Raw genomic sequence first — 23,655 nt, 5'->3', positions numbered from 1 at the left:
GCATAGCATCTCCCATCTTCCTGCCCAACTCCGTAGCCAGAGATGAAAGAAGATCTTCTTTGTCCTTATAGTATATATAAAGAGTGGCCACGGAAATGCCACATGCTTTGGCGAGCTTGTTTATACTAAATTTTTCAAAGCCTCCCTTTCCAATAATCTCTATCGCTGTTTTTTTAACCAGATTCTCTTTATCAATATCTCTCGCTCTCATATTTATGAATTAACGAACAAATATAAGTGAATATTCATTTATTTATGAAATATATTTAATAATAGCGCTCTGTTCTAATTTAGAGTACAGTCTTTAATTAAATTTTACGAAGAAATGGGATGAAGTGAATTAAAACTTTATCTTTAATTATATGTCTATAACGCCTATTTATCTTTCTTTATGAAACGGAACCCCACCAAGAACGGCAAGTTTAATAAGATCAGAAAGTTTTTCAGTGTGCTTGGTCCAGGCCTTACTACTGGCGCCGCAGATGACGATCCCTCCGGAATAGCAACTTATTCCCAAACGGGCGCTCAGTTTGGTTACGGTCAGTTGTGGACTGCGTTATATATGCTTCCGTTTATGACTGCGGTACAGGAGGCTTGTGCAAGAATTGGTTTAGTAACAGGTAAGGGCCTTGCAGCAGTTGTCAAAGACCATTATAGTAAAACAGTACTTTATACTGTAGTTGCACTGGTTGTAGTGGCAAATACGATAAATATAGGAGCTGATATCGGAGCAATGGCCGCTGCCGCACAATTACTGATTCCCTCTGCCCCTTTTGTAATCTTAACGCTCTTCTTTACCGTTTTCATTCTTGTTCTGGAAATCTTTACCAACTATCAGGTGTATTCCAGTATATTAAAATGGCTCGCTGTTGCCCTGCTAGCCTACCCTATCACTGTGTTTATTGTAGACCAACCCTGGGGCACCGTATTAAGGGCAACAGTCACACCCCATTTTGAATTTAACTTTGCATTCCTGTTCATCATCACGGGGGTGTTAGGAACGACCATCTCTCCATATATGTTCTTTTGGGAAGCTTCTCAGGAGGTAGAGGAAGAAAAGAAAGAACATCTTTTTAAAAACGGAAAGCCGAATATTGGCTGGTCCCACATTCATAAAATGAGGCTTGATAACGGCACTGGCATGATCGTTTCCGAAATTACAACCTGGTCCATTTTACTGGTTGGTGCAACTGTTTTGCACAATAGTGGTGTTCGTGATGTAAAAACAGCAGCCGACGCGGCTAAAGCCCTGGAGCCCTTGGTCCACTCCTTTCCACATGCAGGCTATCTCTCAAAACTGATCTTTTCCATTGGGATTATCGGGCTTGGGCTTCTAGCCGTTCCGGTACTTTCTGGTTCTGCAGCATATGCCGTGGCAGAAGCTTTCAGCTGGAAGTCTGGACTTAACCTGAAACTGAAAAGAGCTCATGGTTTTTATGGCGTAATTACCATAGCAACCTTAATTGGTTTGACCATCAATTTTGTCGGTATCGATCCCGTCAAAGCCCTGGTTTATGCAGCCGTATTAAACGGCGTTGCAGCGGTCCCCTTACTTTTCTTAATTGCCAAAATAGCGGCGAGTGAAAAAATAATGGGTGAGTTTAAAAGTGGTTATCTCTCCAAATTCCTGCTATGGTTCACTTTCATTGCTATGGGTGCTGCAGCAGTGGCTATGTTTTTTACCCTGGGGCAATAACACTGATTGATTGTTTAAAAATATGTTTTCTGATCTCACTGAATCTTACAGATTCTGAAGCTCGATCATGAAAACATATTTCGTTGGGTGCAGACCGGTATGGTGCAGACTGGATTATTTTCTTTCTTGCCTTTGTAAGGCTATCATACTAACAACCGTATATTTTTTTTAACGAACACCTTTAGATTCCAAAAAAGAATTAATTTCGCAGAAAAAACAGACATCCAATCTATGAAAACAAAAAAATTAGCGTTAACACTTTTTAGTGGGATAGCGCTTTCCTGTGCTGTTCAGCCTGTACATGCTCAATTCTTCAAAAAGTTAAAGGACAAGGTTAACTCTACAGTTGATCAAAAAGTTGATGATATTTTAGCTGGAAAGAAAGCTTCCTCCGGACCTAATGGAACTACACAGACTGCAGGTACATCAGACAATGACAAAAAGTTTTTTGAGAAGGCCGCCTTATCTTACAATTTTACCCCCGGAAAAACCTTGATCCTGGAAGATAACTTTTCTGCTGATGCCACTGGTAATATGGCCAGGTTATGGAAAACAAGTGGTTCGGGCTCAGTAGAAAAATTTGAGACCCTGGATGGTCAATGGTTGAGCTTAAATCAATATACCACTTATAAATTGAAAAGTGACAAAGCACTTCCTGCAAATTTCACAATTGAGTTTGATATAGCTACCCATAGCAATACAGACACAGACGATTTGGGCAACATGAACTTTGGTTTTTCACATGATAATAATCCAACTAAATTCATCTCTGATGCCTATAACGACAACGGGATTATGAGCACTGAAATCAGTTATTCAGGAAGGAAGATCAACAATGCCAGCAGTGAAACAAAAATCAACAATACACTGGACTTCCCGCTAGCTGGCTACGCCATCGGAAAAATGCATATCGCTATTTTGGTAAAAGGCGAAACAGCACAAGTTTATCTGGATAAAGTTAAAGTTCTGGACACGCCAATGTTTCTAAAAAGCACTGGTAATAAATATTTTTACATCAGTGCCCCTTTTAAATTAGGTCATGATGCCCGCATTGGGTTCAGTAATTTTAAACTGGCTGCACTTTAATATATCTGCAAGCATGTAAGTTCGAAAAACCTGTCTTATCAAGATTTCGAACTTACATGTATCACATAGATTTTCGCTTGCAGCACCTTATCTTCTCAATTCATAGCGCTCATCACGTTAAATCAAACGATTGCGCAACAAATGCCATCTTAAAAAAGATAAAGCCTACCCTGTAATAATTAACTTAGGCTTATGAAACCTCTTTTTTTTATTTGCCTTTCCTGCTGCTTGTACTTAAGTAATGTTAAAGCTCAGGATGCAAGTTTGGCCTTGCAAAAGAAACCATTATTAAACACGCAAATTATTAATGACCAGTGGAGCAAAGTACCCGACGGATTAAATGTAAGTTTTGGTTCATCCAATACCCGTTTTGCAAGAGAATTGCCCCCAGGAACAGATGTAGAAAAAGTATGGAACACAAAAGCCTGGAGAGGCGAAAAAATTCATACCCAATTGCTGTTATGGACAAACAAAGACCTGAGCAACATCAGCATAAAGCTTTACGATTTAAAAGATGAGCAAGGTCATCTCCTCAAAAAAGAAAACATAGCCGCAGGAATGGTAAAATATGTGATCACTGACGAATTCAGAGATGGCTGTGGTTACCGTAAAGCAAAAGATTTCGATTCATCCTATGTTGCAGATGCCATTGATAGCAGATTGAGCGCTACTCCACTGCAAAAAAACAACACACAACCAATTTGGGTAAGTGTAAAAATACCTTCTAACACCTCTCCTGGCCATTATAAGGGCTTCATCCAAATAAAAGGAGAAAAGGACTACCACTTACCAATAAGCATAGAAGTACTGAATAAAACGCTGCCTGCCCCGGGCAAATGGCATTACGATCTAGATTTATGGCAACACCCGGCAGCTATCGCACGCGTTCATAAATTACCGTTGTGGAGCAAAGAACATTTTTCAGCAATGAAAGCATACTATCAGATGCTGGCAGATGCAGGGCAAAAAACCATTACAGCAAGTATTGTTAACGAACCCTGGGGCCATCAAACCTATGACGATTATCCAAGTTTAATTAAATGGACCAAGAAAAAGGATGGCAGCTGGACGTACGACTATAGTTTATTTGACCAATATATTGCTTTTGTAATGGAATGTGGAATTAACGAACGTATCAATTGTTACAGTATGGTGCCCTGGAAAATCGCCTTTAGCTATTACGACGAAAATCTGCAAAAGGAGGCTGTTTTTACAGATGCCATTGGCACGTCAACCTATATTAATTTCTGGAAAACCATGCTTGTAGACTTTACAAAGCATTTGAAACAAAAGGGCTGGTTCAGCAAAACCTATATTGCAATGGATGAAAGACCAATGGAGGCCATGAAAGCGGTGATCAAGTTATTAAAAGAAACTGATAAGAGCTGGAAAATTGCATTGGCAGGAGAATACCACAACGAGATAGAAAAAGACATAGACAACTATTGCATCGCTTCGAGATGGGATTTCCCGACAGCAATGCTACAAAAGCGGAAGGAACAAGGCAAAATTAGCACATGGTATACCTGCTGTACCGAGCCTTATCCTAATGCCTTTAGCTTCTCCTCACCAGCAGAAAGTGTTTGGATGGGTTGGTACACTGCACATAAAAACATGGATGGTTATGTACGGTGGGCTTACAACAGCTGGACAAAGAATCCTTTAGTGGATACCCGTTTCACAGCATGGCCAGCAGGAGACACCTATCAGGTGTACCCCGGTCCGCTAAGCTCTATCAGATTTGAAAAGTTAATAGAAGGTGCCCAGGATTTTGAAAAAATACAACAATTAAAAGCAATGTACTCAAAAAACAACCAGGGTGAAAAACTAAAAGAACTCAATAAGGCCTTGGAAATTTTTGAAATAAAAGCTTTAGGGACAACCACAGCCGATCAAATGCTAAAAAAGGTTAAGCCATTACTGAACCTATAAAATTGAATCCATAAACAAGTAGTGTTTATACCAGATAAACACTACTTGTTTATGACTCATAAAAATGATATTAGTCCTATATTTGTATTCTATTTATAATAGATCAATATGGTAAATCTGGAATGGTACAGAACCTTTAAGGCAATCTACGAAACGGGCACACTTACAGGTGCAGCAGAATCCCTCTACATCTCGCAACCCGGAGTAAGCTTACATCTAAGCTCACTTGAATCTTATGTAGGCTATAAATTATTTGACAGAACCTCTCGTCGAATGGTTTCCACAGAAAGGGGTAAAATTTTATATAATTTTATACAAGAAGCCCTCTGTAAACTGGAAGAGGCAGAACAACATTTCCATAAAAGCACAGAAAAAGACACCCCCACCATCAGCATAGGGATGTGTTTTGAAACTTTTCAAATTACACTGGAGCCCTATCTCCCTGAACTCCCCTTCAACGTCATCATCAAATTCGGTGAATACCCTCAAATGATCAGCGATTTAGACAATGGCGTTCTAGATCTGATCATTACACCACAAAAGGACAACAACAAAAATATAGAGTATAAACCATTCTCTAAAGAAACCATTGTACTCGTTGCAGGGAAAACGACAGACACCTCTGGGTTTGAAGAAATTATAGACGGCGATATCAAAGAACTGGAAAAGTGGCTGAAACAACAAAAATGGTATGGAACTACCGGTGATATGGAACACCTCATCCGCTTCTGGCACGCCAACTTCGCCAAACGCCCCGATTTTAAACCCAATTATATTGTTCCTAACCTAAACTCCATTGTACGCTGTTTAACGGCAGGTGGAGGTTTAGCCATTATACCAGATTTCCTCTGTAAAAAGGAAATTGACCTGGGCGAAGTTAAACTCATTTGGGAAGGCAGGCAGAAAATTGAGAACACACTCCATTTTGGGTGTAGAAAAGGAACCATCTACGGCAAAGAGATCCAGCTGATCAAGGATGTCTTTGAAAAAGAAATGGCTATGGTAAAAGATTAAAAATTAAAATATTAAATATTTCTTGGATTTTATGTTTTAATACTTAGATTTGGTTTACCAATTAATTGGTAAACCAAATATTGTATGAAGTCGTTTATAGAAACTATTAAATCTATTGAAGTAGAATCGCCGGTTGATAAGATCATTGGTCAGTTAAAACAGTTAATTACCTCAGGTCAGTTACAACCCGGTGACCGCTTACCCGCAGAGAGAGTTCTTGCCGAGAAATTTGGTGTAGGAAGAAGCTATGTTCGCGAAGCCATTTTAAAGCTGGAATTTTATGGACTGTTAAAAACCAATCCTCAAAGCGGCACCTATGTAGCGGGGTTAAGCATCAAAGTGATGGACAGCATCATTACTGATGTGATCAAATTCAACAAAGAAGATTTTAACGCTCTTCTGGAAGCCCGTTATTACCTGGAGCTCGATGCTGTAAAACTCGCTGCAGAACGCCGTACCGAAGAAGATCTGGTGAATTTAAAGGAAGCCCTTTCAGATTATGAGAATAAGATCAACAGTGGAATGGATGCTGTAGAAGAAGATATGCTTTTTCACATCAAAATAGCCAAAGCCTCTAAAAATTCCGTCATAGAATCCATGATTCTTATTCTGATCCCCGATCTTATTAAAAACATTGTTGAAAATAAGATTTGCGGCGAAAACCGTGGCAAGGCAGCTATTCCTGAACACAGAAGCATCTTAAAAGCCATAGAAGAACAGGATATTGATGCAGCAGAGAATGCATTAGCAGCACACCTGAATGATATGTTTCAAATCAGCAGAGCAGGCTATAAAGCAAACCAGTTAATCCAACCCAAAACAGACTGACATCGCACATGATACAATAAGTATTATTTTAATATAACCTATACCCATTTAAAATGATGAACTACTTTAACAAGCTGGTACTGTACTCCTTTTGCCTTATATTTTCGGCTGCAACACTGCGAGCGCAGGTTCATCCGGCCATTATGATCACTAAATCTAATTTGCCCGCTCTTAAAAAGGGAGTAATGGATTACCCTTTACTTCAAAAATCCTATAAAAAAGTACAGGCAGATGCCGATAAAGCCTTACTTACCCCTATCAGTGTGCCTTTGCCAAAAGATGGAGGCGGTGGATTTAGCCATGAACAGCATAAAAGGAATTACACTAATATATTAAATTGCGGTATTGCTTATCAAATTACAGGTGAACAAAAATATGCTGATTACATCAAAAATATCCTGCTTAAGTATGCCCAGGAGTATGAAAAATGGCCTTTACATCCTAAAAGAAAAGAAGGCCATGAAGGCGGAAAAATATTCTGGCAGAGCCTGAATGACTTTGTATGGCAGGTGTATACCATCCAAGGTTACGACATGGCCTACGATGCCATCCCTGCTTCAGACCGGGCAACCATCGAGAACCACCTATTTATGCCCATGCTACAGTTTTTTACCGTAGGTTGTAAACAGACTTTTGACTGGATCCATAACCATGGAACCTGGGATATCGCAGCTGTAGGCATGACGGGTTATGTATTAAATAAACCAGAATACGTTCAAATGGCCATTAAAGGCTCTAATAAAGATGGAAAAACAGGTTTTCTCAAACAATTGGATCAGTTGTTTTCTCCCGATGGTTATTATACGGAAGGCCCCTATTATCAGCGTTATGCCCTGCTCCCTTTTGTTATCTTTGCAAAGGCGATTAACAATTATCAGCCAGAATTAAAAATATTTGAATACCGGAACAAATTGCTGTCTAAAGCCATAAATACCTCCCTGCAACTCACCTATACCGATGGGACTTTCTTTCCTGTCAATGATGCGATAAAAGATAAAACCTATCAATCAGCAGAATTGGTGTATGGTACAGATATCGCTTATGCAGATATTAAAGCGGAACCGCAATTGCTGGACATCGCACAAAAACAAGGAGAGGTCATTATATCCGACGCAGGTTTAAAGATTGCTGCCGATGTTGCAGCCGGGAAGAGTAAACCATTTGTCTATACCCCACAATTGATCACAGACGGCGCTAATGGCGATGAAGGCGGAATCGCTTTGTTAAGGTATGGCAACAATGAAGACCAGCAATGCGTTTTGATCAAAGCAGCTTCACAGGGAATGGGCCATGGCCACTTTGACCGGTTAAACCTGCTGTATTATGACAATGGGACAGAAATATTTCCAGACTATGGTGCGGCAAGATTTATCAATATAGAAACCAAGAAAGGCGGCGATTATTTGCTGGAAAATAAAACCTGGGCCAAACAGACGGTTGCCCACAATACTTTAGTGGTAGATCAGCAATCTGATTTTAAAGCCAGTGCAGAAAAGGCACAATTAGAATCTGCTGAAATCTTATATTTCAACAACAGCAAGGACCTGCAGGTTGTAAGTGCGAAAGAAACTCATGCCTATCCAGGTGTAGAAATGATCAGAACATCGGCATTAATTAAAGTACAAGGTTTAGAAAAACCACTTCTGATCGATGTTTTTCAAGCGGTTTCAAATCAGCCTCACCACTATGATCTTCCCTTCTGGTACAAAGGGCATCTGGTTGATGCTTCTTTCAAATACAAAGCGGTAAGTAACAATCTACAGGCCCTGGGTACAGACAATGGCTATCAGCACATCTGGTTAAATACAGCACAAAAGCTGGACAAGACAGATGGTTATATCACTATACTCCATAACAAAAGATTTTATACCACTCATTTTGCCACAGATGCACCTGCAACGGTAAAATTGCTTTCCCTTGGGGCCAATGATCCCGACCTGAGTTTAATAGAAAGTAAAGCTTTTATGTTCTCTCAGGAAAATGTAAAACAGCAAACCTTTTTCAGTGTTACAGAAACACATGGCAAAGTGAATTCCGTAAGTGAAACCACCACAGGAGCATCAAGCCTGGTGAGTGATCTAAAACTTCTGAATACAGATAAAAACCAGGTAAAAGTCTCCTTTAAAGTAAAGGATCGTTTATACAATTACCAGATCAATTATACAAACAAAGAAAATTTCATAGAATTTAAATAACAGGTTATGTTACAAAGCAGTTTATTTCAATTAGAATCAGAAACACCTTGGGAAGATCTTGGAAACGGTATCCAGAGGCAAATATTTGGATACGATGACAATATCATGCTGGTTAAGGCCAAATTTGAAGCAGAGGCCGTGGGTGTACTTCATGAGCACTACCATGCACAGGTTACTTTTGTAGAAAGTGGTGTTTTTGAAATGACCATTGGTGACGAAAAGAAAATTATAAAAAAAGGAGATGGTTTTTATGCTCCGCCCCATGTCATCCATGGATGTGTCTGTATCGAACCTGGTGTATTGATTGATGTATTTAGTCCACACCGGGAAGACTTCCTTAAAAGCTAAACTAACCAATATAAATATAAGCTAAGATGAAAACCATATTTCTAATGATCTGCCTAACATGGGCGGGGCAGCTGAGTATTGCCCAGGAATTTAAGAAAGTAAGTTACCCGGAAGGTTTTACGGAACAGTTAAACCTGGTGTACACCTCTGTGAATGGTTGGGAAGGAAAATTAGACCTTTACCTTCCTCCTTCGCAGAAAAAAGGCAGTCCGTTGGTCATTAATATCCACGGGGGCGGCTGGAACAAGGGCGTTAAAGAATCACAGACCGGCTTTTCGGCATTCTTTAACAGAGGCTATGCCGTAGCCAACATAGAATATCGTTTAACCGGAACAGCAACTGCACCAGCTGCTGTTGAAGATACCAGATGCGCTTTGATCCACCTCATCAGGAATGCCAAAAAATTCCATATAGATGTGAATAGAATCGTGATTATGGGCAGCTCTGCCGGTGGACATCTTGCCCTTATGGGCGGCTTGCTGGAAAACAATCCAATCTTCGACAGCAATTGTCCAGGCTTAAAAAACATCAAAGTAGCAGCTATTATTGACAAGTTTGGGATCACAGATGTTTGGGACTGGGCCTATGGACCTTATAAAACCAGCGCCTCTGCAACGAGCTGGCTGGGTGACAAGGCAAAGGATCACGAATTTATTAAATCCGTATCTCCGCTGTACCAGGTTAAAAAGAACAGTCCGCCAACCTTCATTGTGCATGGAGATGCAGATCCAATTGTCCCTTATCAGGAATCTGTAGCCCTAAAGGCCAAATATGATGAACTGGGGGTTAAATGCGAATTCATGACCGTTAAAGGAGGTTTACACGGTAAATTCTCTAAAGAAGACGATGAGGAACTGACCAGAAGGATCATGGCCTTTTTAGATAGTATAAGCCTTTAAACACAGAAAAAGAGCAACATGAAGATCAAAGGATTAAGATGGTATATTATTGCGCTGATTGCTCTGGCAACAGTGATCAATTATATCGACAGAAGTGCAATCAATATCATGTGGCCCTATATCTACAAAGATTTTGGAATTGCCGACGCAGATAATAAAAGTGCACTGGCACTCCTCACTACATTTTTTATGATTGCTTATGCACTGGGGCAAACCATTACAGGAAAACTGATGGATGCTGTGGGCACACGTATCGGGATGACCCTATCCATTATTGGCTGGAGTATTTCTATTGCATTACATGCCTTTGCCAAATCATTATTTTCCTTTAACCTCTTTCGGTTTATGCTTGGCTTTAGCGAAGCCGGGAACTGGCCAGGCGCCACAAAAAGCAATGCAGAGTGGTTTCCCGCAAGAGAAAGGGCCATTGCCCAGGGTATATTCGGTGCCGGAGCCTCTCTGGGATCCGTGATCTCCGCCCCTATTATAGCACTGTTATATGTTGCTTATGGCTGGAAAATGACTTTTGTACTGATCGCAGGGCTTGGATTGATTTGGATCATCCCCTGGTTATTCATCAATAAAGCAACACCAGAAAAACACAGCTGGCTTACAGAAAAGGAACGTAACCATATTTTGGATTCAGACCCAGGATCCGAAAAACAAATCCAAGAAGCGCCCGTACTTGGATGGAAAGAACTTTTGAAATTTCGAAACACCTGGGGCATCATTATGGGCAGATTCTTCATTGACCCGGTTTGGTGGCTCTTTGTAACCTGGCTACCAACTTTTCTGAAAGAACAGTTTCTTTTTGACATTAAACAAATTGGCGCCTTTACCTGGCTGCCGTATCTCTTTGCCGCCGCAGGTAGTTTACTGGGGGGGTATTATTCCTCGCATCAAATCAAAATAGGCGTACCTGCTGTTAAAGCGAGAAAGAATGCCATTGCTATTGGCTGTTTTTTAATGCTTCTGGCGCTCGTAGCCATTCTATACTTTCTAGATACTTTAAAAGACAGGCCCAGCCTGGCCATGGTTTTAATTGGCATTACTCTTTTTGGTTTTCAATTCCTCATCGGAAATTTACAAACCTTACCAAGCGATTATTTTAATGGTAAAAATGTAGGAACCATAGCTGGAATGGGCGGAACAGCCGCAGTAGCAGGCACCCTACTCACCACCTGGGCAGTTCCCGTCATCACTCAAACCAGTTATGTATCCTTTTTTGTACTTGCCGCAGTGCTCGTACCCATCACCTGGATTTGTATTAAATATATAACCTCAAAAAAAATACATTCTTAATTTATGAATATGCGTTTAAAAGACAAAGTAGCAATTGTAACCGGTGGATCCAGAGATATTGGCAGAGCTGTTTCCATACAACTGGCCAGACAGGGCGCTAAAGTAGTGGTCAACTACAACAGCAATATAGAGAACGCCAACGAAACTCTCCAGCAGATTAAAAAAGATGGTGGTGAAGCCATCATTGTAAAAGGTGATGTGACCAAATCAGCAGATATAGCACAATTGATTGCGGAAAGCCATAAGGCCTTTGGAAACAAAATAGATATCCTGGTCAATGTAGCCGGCGGTATGGTCGCCAGAAAAGCGACGGCAGAACTCGACGAAGCCTTCTGGGATCAGGTGATGGACCTCAATCTTAAAAGTGTCTTTCTCGTATCCAAAGCCACCATTCCCTCTATGGAATCAGGCGGCTCCATCATCAACCTTTCTTCGCTCGCGGGAAGAGATGGAGGAGGTCCAGGTGCAAGTGCTTATGCAACCGCAAAAGGGGGTGTCATGACCTATACCCGTGCCCTTGCAAAAGAACTTGGCCCGAAGAATATCCGCGTCAATGCTGTGCTTCCCGGAATGATCGCCACCACTTTTCATGATACTTTCAGTAAGCCCGAAGCACGGGTAAATGTAGCCAATGCTACCTTACTGAAAAGAGAGGGTACGGCAGAAGAAGTGGCAGACCTGGTGGTTTATCTCGCCTCTTCTGAATCCAGCTACCTCACCGGAACCAATATCGACATCAACGGGGGATTGAATTTCTCCTAAATACAAAGGGGTTGCATGAGCTTGCAGCCCCAAATTAAAATAGCGCCTCGCCAGACCACAACTAACCAATATAAACCTAATCATTATGAATGCTAAAGTTTACTTTAAGAGCATTTTGCTTGCCGTACTGTGCTGTTTTTTGTCAAAGCAGCAGGTATATGCCCAAACCAAGATTACTGTTCAGGGTATTGTTAAAACATCGGACGGGGCAACTTTACCAGGCGCTTCTGTAAAAGTTAAAAACTCCAAACAAGGTACCGTAACAGATCCTTCCGGTGGTTTTACCCTCACTGTCGAACCTGGACAAGTACTGGAGATCAATTACCTCGGTTATCAGCCCCAGTCTTATACAGCTGCAAAGAACGAAACCATCCATATTACCCTGTTGGAACTTCAGAATACCATGGAAACCGTAGTCGTTATTGGTTATGGTACACAGAAAAAATCTTCGGTAACTGGTGCAGTAGCCAAACTAAACAACGACAACCTGAATCAGATCCCGGTAGCCAGGGCAGACCAGGCACTGGCAGGCAAACTCGCAGGTGTACAAATTCAAACCACCGATGCGACAGTCGGTGCTGCCCCAGTCATTAAAATCCGTGGTGCAGCCTCTATAACAGCAGGGACAAACCCACTCATTGTTATTGATGGTTACCCTGTTCCAACAGATCTCTCTGCCGTAGACATGAACAATGTACAAAGTATAGAGGTGTTAAAAGATGCGGCTTCAGCAGCCATATACGGCTCAAGAGGCGCCAATGGTGTCATCCTCATCACCACAAAATCTGGTAAAGATGGTAAAACTGTTTTTGGCTTTAACAATGCCACTGGATTTAAAAGCGTGTATCGCCGTTTGGATTTTCCAACGCTATCCCAATGGGCAGACCATGTCAAATCAGTAAACAATGGAAAACTATCGCCAGAAATCCTTGCCGCACAGAAATTTGATGTCCCAACAGATCCGCAAGATATTGTGTTCCAGACCGGCCTGTTCCAAAATACCCAGGTTAACCTGAGTGGTGGTAGCCCAACCGTAAAATACTATGTTTCTGGAGAAGCTCTATATGATAAAGGTGTTATCCTGAAAAACGACTATAAAAGATATGGCGGACAAGCCAATATCGACATAACCCCCAATAAAAAATGGAAGATCGGCATCAGCCTCACCCCTTCTTATACAGCTCAAAATACCCCAACATATAAACTACATGACCTGCTCCGCTCCTTCGCAACCTGGCTACCCTTATGTGCAACAGACACCATTTCAAAATATACCGGCTTACCGGTTGGCGCTATAGTTAACCAGCGTGCATTTGATCCCTCTACAAACCCTAAATATAAAGGAATCAATCTTTCTGCTACAGCCAATAACAATGGCTACACCAATCTTGCTGGCATTGAAAACACTACCTATACCTATAAAACACTGGCCAATGCCAATGTACAATATAATTTTTCTGACGCACTCTCTTTAAAAGTTTCAGGCGGCGCATTTATCAGCAACTCCAGCACAGAATTCTTTCAGAAATCCTGGGCAACCAGAGACCCTAATTTACAAGGAAGTGCTGTAGCGCAAGCCTCCACCAAAGGTACACTGGCCAATACACAAACTGTTGATCTTTTAAATGAAAACATCCTGAACTATACCAAAAGCTTTGGCAAACACGATCTGAATGTGATTGCAGGTTTCACGGTACAATCCACAAAGATCAGTAACAGCAACTCTGCAGCCACCAACTTTGCTACAGACGATATTCCTACGCTAAATGCAGGAACATTAAGTGCTTTAAGTACTACAGAAGAACACAATGCATTGGCCTCCGCCCTCTTTCGGGCAAACTATGCCTACGACAATAAATACCTCATCTCTATCGGGTCCAGATGGGATGGCAGTTCAAGGTTCGGTGCTAACAACAAATGGGGCTACTTCCCTTCTGCTTCACTGGGCTGGAGAATCAGCAATGAAGATTTCTATACTAAAGGAGCTTTTATTAACGACCTGAAGATCCGGGCAAGCTATGGAGCAACTGGCAACAACAACATAGGAAACTATAAAGCTTATGCCAATGTAAATACCGTTGGCGCTATTTTAGGTGATGCAACCAGCTTAGGCTTTAACTCCAGTTTTTACGATAACCCCAATTTAGGATGGGAAAGGAGTTTCAGTTTTAATGGTGGCGTAGATATGGCTTTTCTAAAAAACAGGTTTACACTTACAGTAGATGCCTATAAATCCACCACCAAAGACCTCTTATTTTTTCTGCCGATCAATACCATCACCGGAAGCAGCGGAGTGTGGGTAAACAGCGGAGAAGTACAAAACCAAGGGCTCGAGTTTGAATTGAACGCTAAAATTATAGACCAGAATAATTTGAAATGGAATGTGAGTGCCAACGGCGCCACCAACAAGAATAAAGTAAACAACATCGGCAACAGCAACACCATCATTAGCGTTGGCGATCCAAAAAGACCCAATTACTTTATCGCAAAGGTGGGCAGCCCATTGGTTCAGTTTTATGGCTATGAGTATGACAGCGACATCCAGGTTGGTGGAAATTACTGGCCTACCAATGTGCATTCCGACCGGATAATTGCACGTGATATCAATGGCGACGGCGTGGTCAATGATCAGGACCGCGTTGTTTTAGGACAACCAACCCCTAAATTTACCTGGGGCTTAACCAACAACCTAAAGTATAAAAATATAGACCTGAGTTTTGTATTACAGGGTTCGCATGGTGCAAGTGTCTTTAATGCCGATCCAAACTACTATGAAACCCAGTTCTCCGCCACCGGAACTTCCGCCTACCTCTCCCTTCCCACGGCTTTACAAGCCAAAACAAAGTATAAAACAGAAAGCCGCTATGCCATAGAAGATGCTTCTTTTATTGTCCTCAGGAACGTTAATATAGGTTATACTTTTTCAGATAGAGTGATGAAAGCCATCAAAGCCTCCAATTTAAGAATCTATGTATCTGCGGCCAATCTATGGTACAAATTCGCCAAGGGCTATTCAAGTTATAACCCTGAGGGCGTAAATGAATATACAGATGATCCCCTTAAAAATGGCTATCAGCGCGGTGCGGCGCCGGTAACCAGAAATATCACATTTGGTGTAAATGCTAATTTTTAATTATGAAAACGAAGATCTTCATTGCCTTAATACTTACAGTAAGTTTAGGCAGTTGCAAAAAGTTTCTGGATGAGAAACCAGTATCCAACCTGATAGAACAAAATTATTACCGAAACACCGACGAAGTAGAAACCGGTGTGATTGCCTGTTATGATGGACTCCAGAAAGTGTATGACATAGAATTTAAGCTCACAGAAATCAAGGCAGACAATACCTCAGGTGTATCTCTTGAAGGAGACTGGGGAGCTATCAAATTTTTCAGGGATGGTTCTTCCAACTTTTTTCTCCTGGATTTTTGGCAGCGTTCCTTTAATACCATCGCCCGTTGCAATCTCGTGCTTAAATACCTGGACAGAGTAACCGATCCGGTAAAGAAAAAATACTTTGAGGGCGAAGTCAAGTTCATACGTTCACTCCTGTATCTGAACCTGGTAAGACTATATGGTGATGTTCCCCTCCTAACGGCTTCAATTAACTTTGATGATTTCGAAAAATTTAAACGCATCAGCAAGACCGAAGTATACAAGCAAATCAAAACGGATTTACTAACCTCTGTAGACAACTGCCCGGCCAGCTGGCCAACCGCGCAAGTGGCCAGAGTCACTAAATGCGCCTCCCAGGCTTTACTAGCTAAGGTTTATCTGACCCTAAAAGAATATGATCTGGCTAAAGCGCAATTGGAGCCATTAATAGGTGCCAATTATAAAGGCAATACCTACCAGCTCAATCCAAATTATGCCGCGATATTTAGCACAGCTTCAGAAATGAGCAAGGAAATTGTATTTGCCGTTCGCTATAAAGCAAGTGCAAATGGAGAAGGTAATTCCTTTTCATACGAATACAGCAATAACGGAGATGCCCGTAATGTCAAAGCTTCAATTCCATATCAGGCTTTATTTGAACCTGCAGACGTAAGAAAAGCCAGTACCTTCAATTCAGCTAATGGCTTGTGTACAAAATTCCTGGATCCAACAGCGCCACAAAGAGATGCCGGAAATGATTTTCCTGTGCTCCGCTTTGCTGATGTTCTATTAATGTATGCTGAAGTATCCAATGAAATCCAGCCAACACCTGATGATACCGTATTACAACCACTCAATGAAGTCAGAATAAGGGCAAATGCAAGTTCTTACAACCTCAGTTCTTTAGGATCAAAAGAAAATGCAAGAGCTTTGATCTTTAAAGAGCGAAGATTGGAGTTTGGGTTTGAAAACCAGAGATGGTATGATTTGGTGCGAATGGATCAGGCCACCACTATTTCTATACTGAAAGCCTACCTTAGCGAAACAGGAAATCCCAGCATAGACGTACCAGCCTACAGGCTTATATTCCCAATTCCACAAACAGAAATTGATTTAAGTAAAGGCAATCTTACACAAAACCCAGGTTTTAATTAATAAAGGCTGTCATGTTAAATAAAAAACGATAACACAAAACACTAGAAATTAAACAATTAATAGGTTTAAAGCACAATAGAGCAATATTTTTTTAAAATAATTTTAACATGACAGCTAAATTTTTCTATCTTTGCAACCTCTTCAAAAGGAGAAAGATTCCGTAGCTCAGCTGGTAGAGCATTACACTTTTAATGTAGTGGTCCTGGGTTCGAATCCCAGCGGGATCACAAAAAAGCCTCACAGAAATGTGGGGCTTTTTTATTTATGTAATTCACTTACTATTCACACAATAGCTATTTCCCCATTTGTTTATCAAATCAATTATCGGAACCAGAGTTAAGCCAAGCTCAGTTAATTTATATTCTACTCTTGGCGGCGATTCAGCATAAGCTGTACGTAAAATAATGCCATCGCGCTCCAGTTCACGCAGCTGTGCGGTAAGTGTAGCCTGTGTAATATCAGGCATCATCTTTTTAAGTGTTCCAAAACGCTTAGGGCATTCCAATAAAATGGCATTCAGGATCAATAGCTTCCATTTGCCACCTATAATACGGAGTACTTTTGTCATCGGACAGTTATATTCACCAGTTTCCTCTTTCACAAATGGCTGCATTTCAATATTCGTATCTTTTTTCATACCTGGTATCCTTTTTAAAACTACTTGTGGCCCTGTTTAAAAGACTTCACTTTTGTTGGCTAATTTAATTAAAAATGGACAGACAAATTTCAAAATGGTTTTTATTGACAATTATCTCATCTTCTATTTTTTTAGCGGTGATTGATATTTTCATTGTTAATGTAGCCCTGCCCTCTATACGTAAAGGTATCAATGGTTCTGACGGAGATATTCAACTCGTTATTGCCCTATACCTGCTTGGTTATGCTGCCTTTTTAATTACCGGAGGCCGGGCGGGCGACCAATTCGGAAAGAAAAAAGTCTTCCTTTTAGGAATGATTGCCTTTACGCTTGCTTCTGCTTTTTGTGGCATTTCTCAAACGGCTTTCCAGCTAAATACAGCCCGTATGCTGCAAGGCATAAGCGCAGGCTTCATGATTCCCCAAGGCATTTCTTATATCCAGGTACTTTTTCCAGATCCGGTAGAACGCATTAAAGCCATTAGCATTTACGGTAGTATTGCGGGTATGGCCTCTGTTATCGGGCAGTTTTTAGGCGGTCTGTTACCTGATCTGCATTTTGTTGTAGCAGGTTGGCGTCTCATTTTCTTAATTAATGTACCGCTGGGTGTAGCCTCTATTTTGTTTGCAATAAGATTCCTGCCCAAGCAGCGCAACCTGACTACAGAGAAATTTGATTACTCAGGTGTTCTGCTTCTCACACTAACTTTAATGGCATTGATCTATCCCATGATCCGTGGGCGGGAACTGGGTTGGCCAGCTTGGAGCTTACTTTGCATCGCCGCATCAATACCATTGTTAATTTGGTTTATTTATGATCAGAAACAAAAACTCCGCCGGCAACAATCTCCACTTATTGATATGGAACTGTTTGCTTTCAAAGATTTTAACATCGCACTTTGTGCGGTATTGTTTTATTTTATGGTGCAAGATTCTTATTTTCTACTCAATGTCATCCTGCTGCAAACAGGTTTTGGCATTAGTTCTACAGAGGCTGGTTTGTTCTTTGTATCGCAGGGACTTGGTTTTGTAGTAGCATCGCTAATTTCAATTCACCTGGTACCCAAATATGGTAAAAAAGTATTGCAGGCCGGTATTCTGATCATGATTGTTTCCAGCGGGCTGCACATCCTTGTATTTGATTCTGTCAACATCAACAGAATTACAGCTTATCCGGTTTTGTTTGTATATGGGCTGGGTTGCGGTTCCGTACTTCCCTCACTAATGACAATGGCATTAAAAAGCATACCCACAAAATTTGCCGGTGCTGCTTCGGGGACTTATGCCACGTTTCAGCAAACCGCTATTGCGCTCGGTATTGGGGTTATTGGCGGTTTATTCTTTTACCTGGCTAGCGAAACCCCTTCTATCATTACTTATCTAAAAGCATATCAAACGGCCATGTTTGTTAATATGTTCCTATTGGTTTTAGTCGGCTTATTTTTAGTATTACTCCCTGAAAGGAAAGCTGGAGCCGCAGGTATAAATCGACCTCAATCATAACGGGTTTTATTGAACAGGCATTACCGATCTAAGACCAAGATATATTGTATTCCATCAATTAAAATATGCGGCAAAGAATATTATACTCATATATCCCCACATAGCTATGAAAAAGATATGAACTGCTGTCTCAAATAATTTACCTTTCCATAGCACCGAAGAATATCCGAAAAACTGGATAAATAATCTGAGCACCCAAAATATGCCCAGTCCAAAGGATATTTTCTGGCCAAGATGAGTCTGAATAAGCTCTTCTGCCGAGGTTAAGCATAAAATGCCCATTAACAAGATAATTAAAGCAATAAAAAATGTATGAACATAAGTCATCTGCCTGTTGATTAAACTTAATCCACTAAATTCTTTATCCCAATTGAAATATTTAGGAAAGATGATATGAATGATTGAAAGAGGAATGAGGATGAACCCTATTATTGTAATATGAATTTCCATTCTGTCGATGATGATGTGGTGGCTTAAGGTTCAACATTAAATACAGACATGAAAGGTGTAAACTTGGTTTCATCAAAAGTTCCGAAACCTGCTTTTATGAAAGCACTTTTCCAAGTTGATCTTGAAAAAAAATGTGTAAACCCGATAGAAAAGGCTAAAAAATTTGGGAAGTCCCTTAAATGCTCTATCATAACTACCTTTCCGCTTGGCTTGCAAATGCGGTAGCATTCCTTTAGAAAAACTACCTTCTCTTTGTAATTCCTGATTTCGTGAGCAGCAGATAGAAGAAAAATAATATCCACTGAATTATCTTCTAACGGAATTATGCTTGTTTTTATCTCAACCGTATTTGGGTAAGTCAAACTAACTTTTCTGGCTCTGATAATAGCAGGCTCGGTATGCCTTTTCGGGTCATAGAAGTCAAATACTTTTAAGTCCGATTGTGGGAAATTGCTTTTAATAATAAAGCTTGTTTCATCAAATCCTGCGTTGATATTCACGATGCTTCTTGCATTGGGATCTATTCCAGAATTTTTAAGCCAATGAAAATTATAATATCCCGAAAAATCATATACGTAAGCCGAAACGATCAAAGGCATGATCAGGCCATAAAGAAATGCTATTACTATTATCCAAAACACCTGATCTGAAAATTCAATTGTGGCATGGCTAATAATTAATAATGCCAAAGCACACAATCCCAGTACATAAAAATGTCGGTTGAAACTTAAAATATTAAAAACGCCCTGAAAACTTTTTCTTTCTAGCTCCATTGTTCCGTTTTTCCTTTCTTCCAATAATATGGAATGTTTTCAATAATAAAGGCATTAGCCAATATGGGATTTCTCAAGTTCAATACGCGTAAAAATTCAAAATCGTAATCTATAACTTTTACTGGCTTTGGTATCCAGTTTTCCCTTACACCTTCAATAATTAAAACTTCTTTAGTTTGTGGGTTATATGTAAAAGTGAACGGTAATGGACCTGCAAACTTTCTTGCTTCCTTCCAATCGTTAAATGGTGAATGTTCTGGTAGAGGTACTTCTTCAGCTTTTCCCACAGTCATTCTGAATTTTGATTTAATTGAAGCTATTTCCAGTGTGTTTGTTTGCTCAATTTTGTTGATATCTGTTGTTGTATACTTATAATGGGTAAAGATATTACCCATAAATTCCATTTTCTTTTTATCCGTTTCGGATTTTAGGATATATAAACCACGCAGATTCTTTCCACGGCTATTGGTATAGCGAACAAATACGCGGTAACCGATTAGACAAAAGTCATTGCCCATAACTCTTGGGAAGCCTCTTGGCCGCAATGCCTTTGTTTGTACCATCGCGACAGCTACAAATGCCCATTCATCCTGAAATATATCTAGCTGCAAACATTCTGGGATAAGATTTTGGAGCTGAACTTTTGGAACCGCAAATGTCAAAACAAGCGAGCTTTCAAAAAAAGCTTCAACAGCAAACGGATGGTTCTTTAGAAATGAAAACATTAGGCTTTTTGAGTACTCTTTTTATTAAAAACAAACTCGTTATAGTAAACCGTCAAAATTAGCATACCTGCAAATATAGAATTGAATTTGCCCCACAGCAATAATTCAGGAACAAAAATAAATTCAAGCGTATTCATGGTCCCAATAATAATTATCTGTGTTATAGCATTTAACTTACTTTTAAACCTACTTAGAATCCATATAGACATCATAATTTCCAGTATTCCTATTATCGATGTAAGTAATCTCGCATGTTCACTGCCTAAGATGGTTGAAACGATCATTTCATGCCTTGGAACAAGGTTCAACACCTTACAGAATAAGCCATTAATTGCCCAAATGACGGCAATACAGTAGTTTAGTATCTTATGCATTATTGAATTTTTAACTTATTAATCATGCTTTTAACTGCGACAACTCAGAACAAACAAAAACCTCCTTTTTACTTAGAGCTGCTGCAAGGCTTGTTTTACGGTGTCCTTGTTGGGCTTGGAAATGGGTATTCTTTCGCCAGACATCAACTGTAGAATGCCACCGTCTTCTTTTAGCCAGCTCTTTACGTATTTTGGATTTACTAAGTGGCTTTGGTGAGTTCTTAAAAATCCATTAGGCCGCAGTAAATCTGCATATTCTTTAAGTGATTTAGAAACCAGTATTTTTTCTCCACTCGAAAGGAAGAAGTGCGTATAAGTATTGTCTGCTTCACAACGTATAATTTCTGATAAAGTAACATATCTTATTTCACTTTGCATCTGTAAGGCAATTTTACTAACGTTCGCTTCAGGCTTTTTTAATTGTTGCAATAAAAAATCAAGTTGCGAAGTTTGTATTTGTGTTACCAATTTATGTTCTGCTTTATATACCGCATTCATTAATTCTTCAATATCAATGGGTTTTAAAAGATAATCTAAGGCGGCAGATTTTACAGCCTGTATCCCATATTGGTCGTAAGCAGTAACAAAAACAATTTCAAAATTACGTATTGGAAGCTGTTTTAGCACATCAAAACCTGTTTGTTCGCCCATTTGAATATCCAGAAACACTAGATCAGGTAAATATTTTTCAACCACATCAACCGCATCATTTACATTTTGCGCTATTGCGATTATAGTTACCTGCGGACAGTGCCTTTCAAGCAAAGTCCGTAGGTTTTCTAAGTTGGAAATTTCGTCATCTATTAAAACTGCTCTCATCATATTACAGCCAATCAGTTAATGTTAAGCTTACCTTCGTGCCGTTAGTGGTTGATTGTTTAACTAAAGTAAAGCGATTTTCCTTATAAATACCATTTAACAGGGCTATTCTACTATCACTTAGTAGCAGCCCCAAACCGGTATTCTTTTTCTCTGTGTCAAATCCATTTCCATTATCAGTAACAGTTAATACCAAATCATTTGCTTGCCTAACGAATGTGATCATAATTTTCCCATCAGTTGCTTTTTGCGATACGCCATGCTTCACTGCATTTTCTACAAAAGGTTGTAGCAGCATACTTGGTATTTCTATGTTATCTAGATCTTCGGAGCGGTTAATCTCATACTTAAAGCCGAACCGCAATTGCTCCATTTGTAGATAATCATCTAATAAAGTTTTTTCTTGAGACAAATTAATCAACTCTTTATCATCAAGCACATTACGAGTTAATCGGGCAAATTTAGAAAGGTATTTATTGGCATGGTCTATTTCGTTTTTATTCATCAGATTTTGAATGCCAGAAAGTGCATTAAACAGAAAATGAGGGTTTAATTGGGAGCGAATGGAGTTAAGTTTGAGTTTCGCAATATCTTTTTGCTGCTCTTTTTCTGTCAGTTTTTTTCTGTTTCTCTTTTTGATGAAGTAAAGGATAACAAGAAAGACCAATCCAATAGAACAAGCTATAATAAGCGTGTATATCAAAAGTTCTTTTTTGGTATAGTTTTCTTCATCTAATGTTATAGAAAGAGTATGTCTGGTTGTATACCTTTCTATGTCTTCTGGTGTGAAATTGCAATCCATGCATCCAGTCCATTTAATCAATGGCTGAATGATAATTTCATAATCTCCCGACTTTTTGAAAATGCTCTTATCGATCCTTACATAAGGTAAAAACTCATGTTCTTCAACTAGACCACCATATTGCCAGGCAGTTGATTCGAAAATTATCTTATTTGTTTGCTTGTCTTTTATTGAGGTATAGTAGAGATAATCAATATCAGACCTATCTTTTACAATGGTGAATTCGTCGTCTTTTTTAGTAAAAGTAAGCTTTGTTTTTTCTTTTGGGTCTGTTATCCAGCTGTAATCAACGCCTTTGTCAGTTGCGAAACGCTTTGAAAAGCCTTTGATCTTTGCTTTGGGAATAGGCTTCCCGTAAAAAACAGATTTGTCAATATCAAGAGGCTTCTCGATGCTGTAGACTAATGTTGTAATAGTTTTGCCTTTTATAGCGAAAGTGCCAAGTGTTGTAGAACGGAATACTTCTTCGTCCCCTCTGTTGACATCTTTTAGCTGAGCTATGTTGATCGATTTGTTGACCACTATTGGGTTATTATCAACCAAAATTGTGTACCGATAATACTGTATATTAATATTTTTCCTAAAATAGACCTGGATACTTACATTGTTGACTTCAGGTAAATAACTAAATGACGTGCGAGGCTGATTGGGGAACACATTTGCGTAAAAGACATTTTTTGCTGAACTATCTACAGACATGAGTAGTTTTCCACCAGCAGTGTAATTGCGAGAAAAGTTGATGCCTTTTTGCGCATGTACTGTAGATAGTGCAATAAAGAAGCTGAGAAAGATAAAGAAGATTTTTTTCATAACATTAAGTTCGATTTTCATCAAACTTGAAGCAATAATAGCAAAACTACAACCATAAAACAGGAAAGGCGGTGTTTGAACTAGCAGATGTGTTGTTTTGTGCCGTATTTGAATTAAAGCCAGGTGATTCAAATTTTTATAGATTACACTCTCTTGCATTCACTACTTGAT

20 protein-coding genes and 1 tRNA gene are annotated in these 23,655 nt (G+C 39.8%); 14 read left to right on the top strand and 7 right to left on the bottom strand.

The window, feature by feature from the left end:
• The coding region (locus DBR11_RS23140) for a TetR/AcrR family transcriptional regulator (protein ID WP_146186636.1) at positions 1-211 on the bottom strand (211 nt) is incomplete at its 3' end.
• A gap of 180 nt (positions 212-391) precedes the next feature.
• On the opposite strand from DBR11_RS23140, the gene DBR11_RS23135 reads away from it, so the two are divergent.
• The 13 genes from DBR11_RS23135 (at position 392) to DBR11_RS23075 (ending at position 16,819) form a co-directional block, all read left to right on the top strand.
• On the top strand, positions 392-1,696 hold the full coding sequence (locus DBR11_RS23135) for an NRAMP family divalent metal transporter (RefSeq protein WP_108554970.1): 1,305 nt from the start codon (positions 392-394) through the stop codon (positions 1,694-1,696).
• Between the two features lie 231 nt (positions 1,697-1,927).
• Positions 1,928-2,782 carry a hypothetical protein gene (locus tag DBR11_RS23130; protein ID WP_108554969.1) on the top strand — a complete coding sequence of 285 codons (855 nt, stop codon included), beginning with the start codon at positions 1,928-1,930 and terminating at the stop codon, positions 2,780-2,782.
• Between the two features lie 192 nt (positions 2,783-2,974).
• Positions 2,975-4,714, top strand: a complete 1,740-nt coding sequence (locus DBR11_RS23125) for a DUF4091 domain-containing protein (protein ID WP_108554968.1) — start codon at positions 2,975-2,977, stop codon at positions 4,712-4,714.
• A gap of 108 nt (positions 4,715-4,822) precedes the next feature.
• Positions 4,823-5,728, top strand: coding sequence for a LysR family transcriptional regulator (locus DBR11_RS23120; RefSeq protein WP_108554967.1), 906 nt, complete (start codon positions 4,823-4,825; stop codon positions 5,726-5,728).
• 84 nt (positions 5,729-5,812) lie between these two features.
• Positions 5,813-6,556, top strand: a complete 744-nt coding sequence (locus DBR11_RS23115) for a FadR/GntR family transcriptional regulator (protein WP_108554966.1) — start codon at positions 5,813-5,815, stop codon at positions 6,554-6,556.
• 53 nt (positions 6,557-6,609) lie between these two features.
• Positions 6,610-8,751 carry a heparinase II/III family protein gene (locus DBR11_RS23110; RefSeq protein ID WP_233260869.1) on the top strand — a complete coding sequence of 714 codons (2,142 nt, stop codon included), beginning with the start codon at positions 6,610-6,612 and terminating at the stop codon, positions 8,749-8,751.
• Positions 8,752-8,757: 6 nt separating this feature from the next.
• Complete coding sequence (locus tag DBR11_RS23105; RefSeq protein WP_108554964.1) at positions 8,758-9,099, top strand: cupin domain-containing protein; 342 nt, start codon at positions 8,758-8,760, stop codon at positions 9,097-9,099.
• A 26-nt stretch (positions 9,100-9,125) separates the two neighbouring features.
• Entirely contained in the window at positions 9,126-9,998 is an 873-nt protein-coding gene (locus DBR11_RS23100) for an alpha/beta hydrolase (RefSeq protein ID WP_108554963.1), read from the top strand.
• An 18-nt stretch (positions 9,999-10,016) separates the two neighbouring features.
• Complete coding sequence (locus DBR11_RS23095) at positions 10,017-11,300, top strand: MFS transporter (protein ID WP_108554962.1); 1,284 nt, start codon at positions 10,017-10,019, stop codon at positions 11,298-11,300.
• Between the two features lie 9 nt (positions 11,301-11,309).
• Positions 11,310-12,062 (top strand): SDR family NAD(P)-dependent oxidoreductase, encoded by a 753-nt coding sequence (locus DBR11_RS23090; protein ID WP_108554961.1) that lies wholly within the window; start codon positions 11,310-11,312, stop codon positions 12,060-12,062.
• An 85-nt stretch (positions 12,063-12,147) separates the two neighbouring features.
• Positions 12,148-15,195: a TonB-dependent receptor gene (locus DBR11_RS23085; protein ID WP_108554960.1), complete on the top strand. Its 3,048-nt coding sequence runs from the start codon at positions 12,148-12,150 to the stop codon at positions 15,193-15,195.
• A gap of 2 nt (positions 15,196-15,197) precedes the next feature.
• Entirely contained in the window at positions 15,198-16,592 is a 1,395-nt protein-coding gene (locus tag DBR11_RS23080) for a RagB/SusD family nutrient uptake outer membrane protein (RefSeq protein ID WP_108554959.1), read from the top strand.
• A 154-nt stretch (positions 16,593-16,746) separates the two neighbouring features.
• Positions 16,747-16,819, top strand: a tRNA-Lys gene (locus DBR11_RS23075).
• Positions 16,820-16,863: 44 nt separating this feature from the next.
• Here DBR11_RS23075 and DBR11_RS23070 read toward each other — a convergent pair.
• A complete protein-coding gene (locus DBR11_RS23070) occupies positions 16,864-17,229 on the bottom strand; it encodes a helix-turn-helix domain-containing protein (RefSeq protein ID WP_108554958.1) in 366 nt (121 codons plus the stop codon).
• A gap of 74 nt (positions 17,230-17,303) precedes the next feature.
• Between DBR11_RS23070 and DBR11_RS23065 the strand changes: the two genes are divergently transcribed.
• Complete coding sequence (locus DBR11_RS23065) at positions 17,304-18,731, top strand: MFS transporter (protein WP_108554957.1); 1,428 nt, start codon at positions 17,304-17,306, stop codon at positions 18,729-18,731.
• A gap of 473 nt (positions 18,732-19,204) precedes the next feature.
• On the opposite strand, the gene DBR11_RS23055 is transcribed toward DBR11_RS23065, so the two are convergent.
• The 5 genes from DBR11_RS23055 to DBR11_RS23035 all read right to left on the bottom strand — a co-directional run bounded on the left by DBR11_RS23055 (position 19,205) and on the right by DBR11_RS23035 (position 23,484).
• A complete protein-coding gene (locus tag DBR11_RS23055; protein ID WP_199233931.1) occupies positions 19,205-19,978 on the bottom strand; it encodes a class I SAM-dependent methyltransferase in 774 nt (257 codons plus the stop codon).
• The gene (locus DBR11_RS23050) at positions 19,945-20,679 is read right to left on the bottom strand and encodes a DUF2071 domain-containing protein (RefSeq protein WP_108554954.1); all 735 of its coding nucleotides are present in this window, start codon (positions 20,677-20,679) and stop codon (positions 19,945-19,947) included. Before DBR11_RS23050 ends, DBR11_RS23055 begins: the two co-directional genes overlap by 34 nt.
• Positions 20,679-21,053, bottom strand: a complete 375-nt coding sequence (locus tag DBR11_RS23045) for a DoxX-like family protein (RefSeq protein WP_108554953.1) — start codon at positions 21,051-21,053, stop codon at positions 20,679-20,681. Before DBR11_RS23045 ends, DBR11_RS23050 begins: the two co-directional genes overlap by 1 nt.
• Before the next feature lie 72 nt (positions 21,054-21,125).
• Positions 21,126-21,875: a LytTR family DNA-binding domain-containing protein gene (locus DBR11_RS23040; RefSeq protein ID WP_233260868.1), complete on the bottom strand. Its 750-nt coding sequence runs from the start codon at positions 21,873-21,875 to the stop codon at positions 21,126-21,128.
• Between the two features lies 1 nt (position 21,876).
• The gene (locus tag DBR11_RS23035; RefSeq protein WP_108554971.1) at positions 21,877-23,484 is read right to left on the bottom strand and encodes a sensor histidine kinase; all 1,608 of its coding nucleotides are present in this window, start codon (positions 23,482-23,484) and stop codon (positions 21,877-21,879) included.
• Positions 23,485-23,655: the final 171 nt, after the last annotated feature.

The organism is Pedobacter sp. HMWF019 (genome assembly GCF_003061025.1).
Lineage (GTDB): Bacteria > Bacteroidota > Bacteroidia > Sphingobacteriales > Sphingobacteriaceae > Pedobacter.
This window is presented reverse-complemented; position numbering and strand designations above follow the sequence as displayed.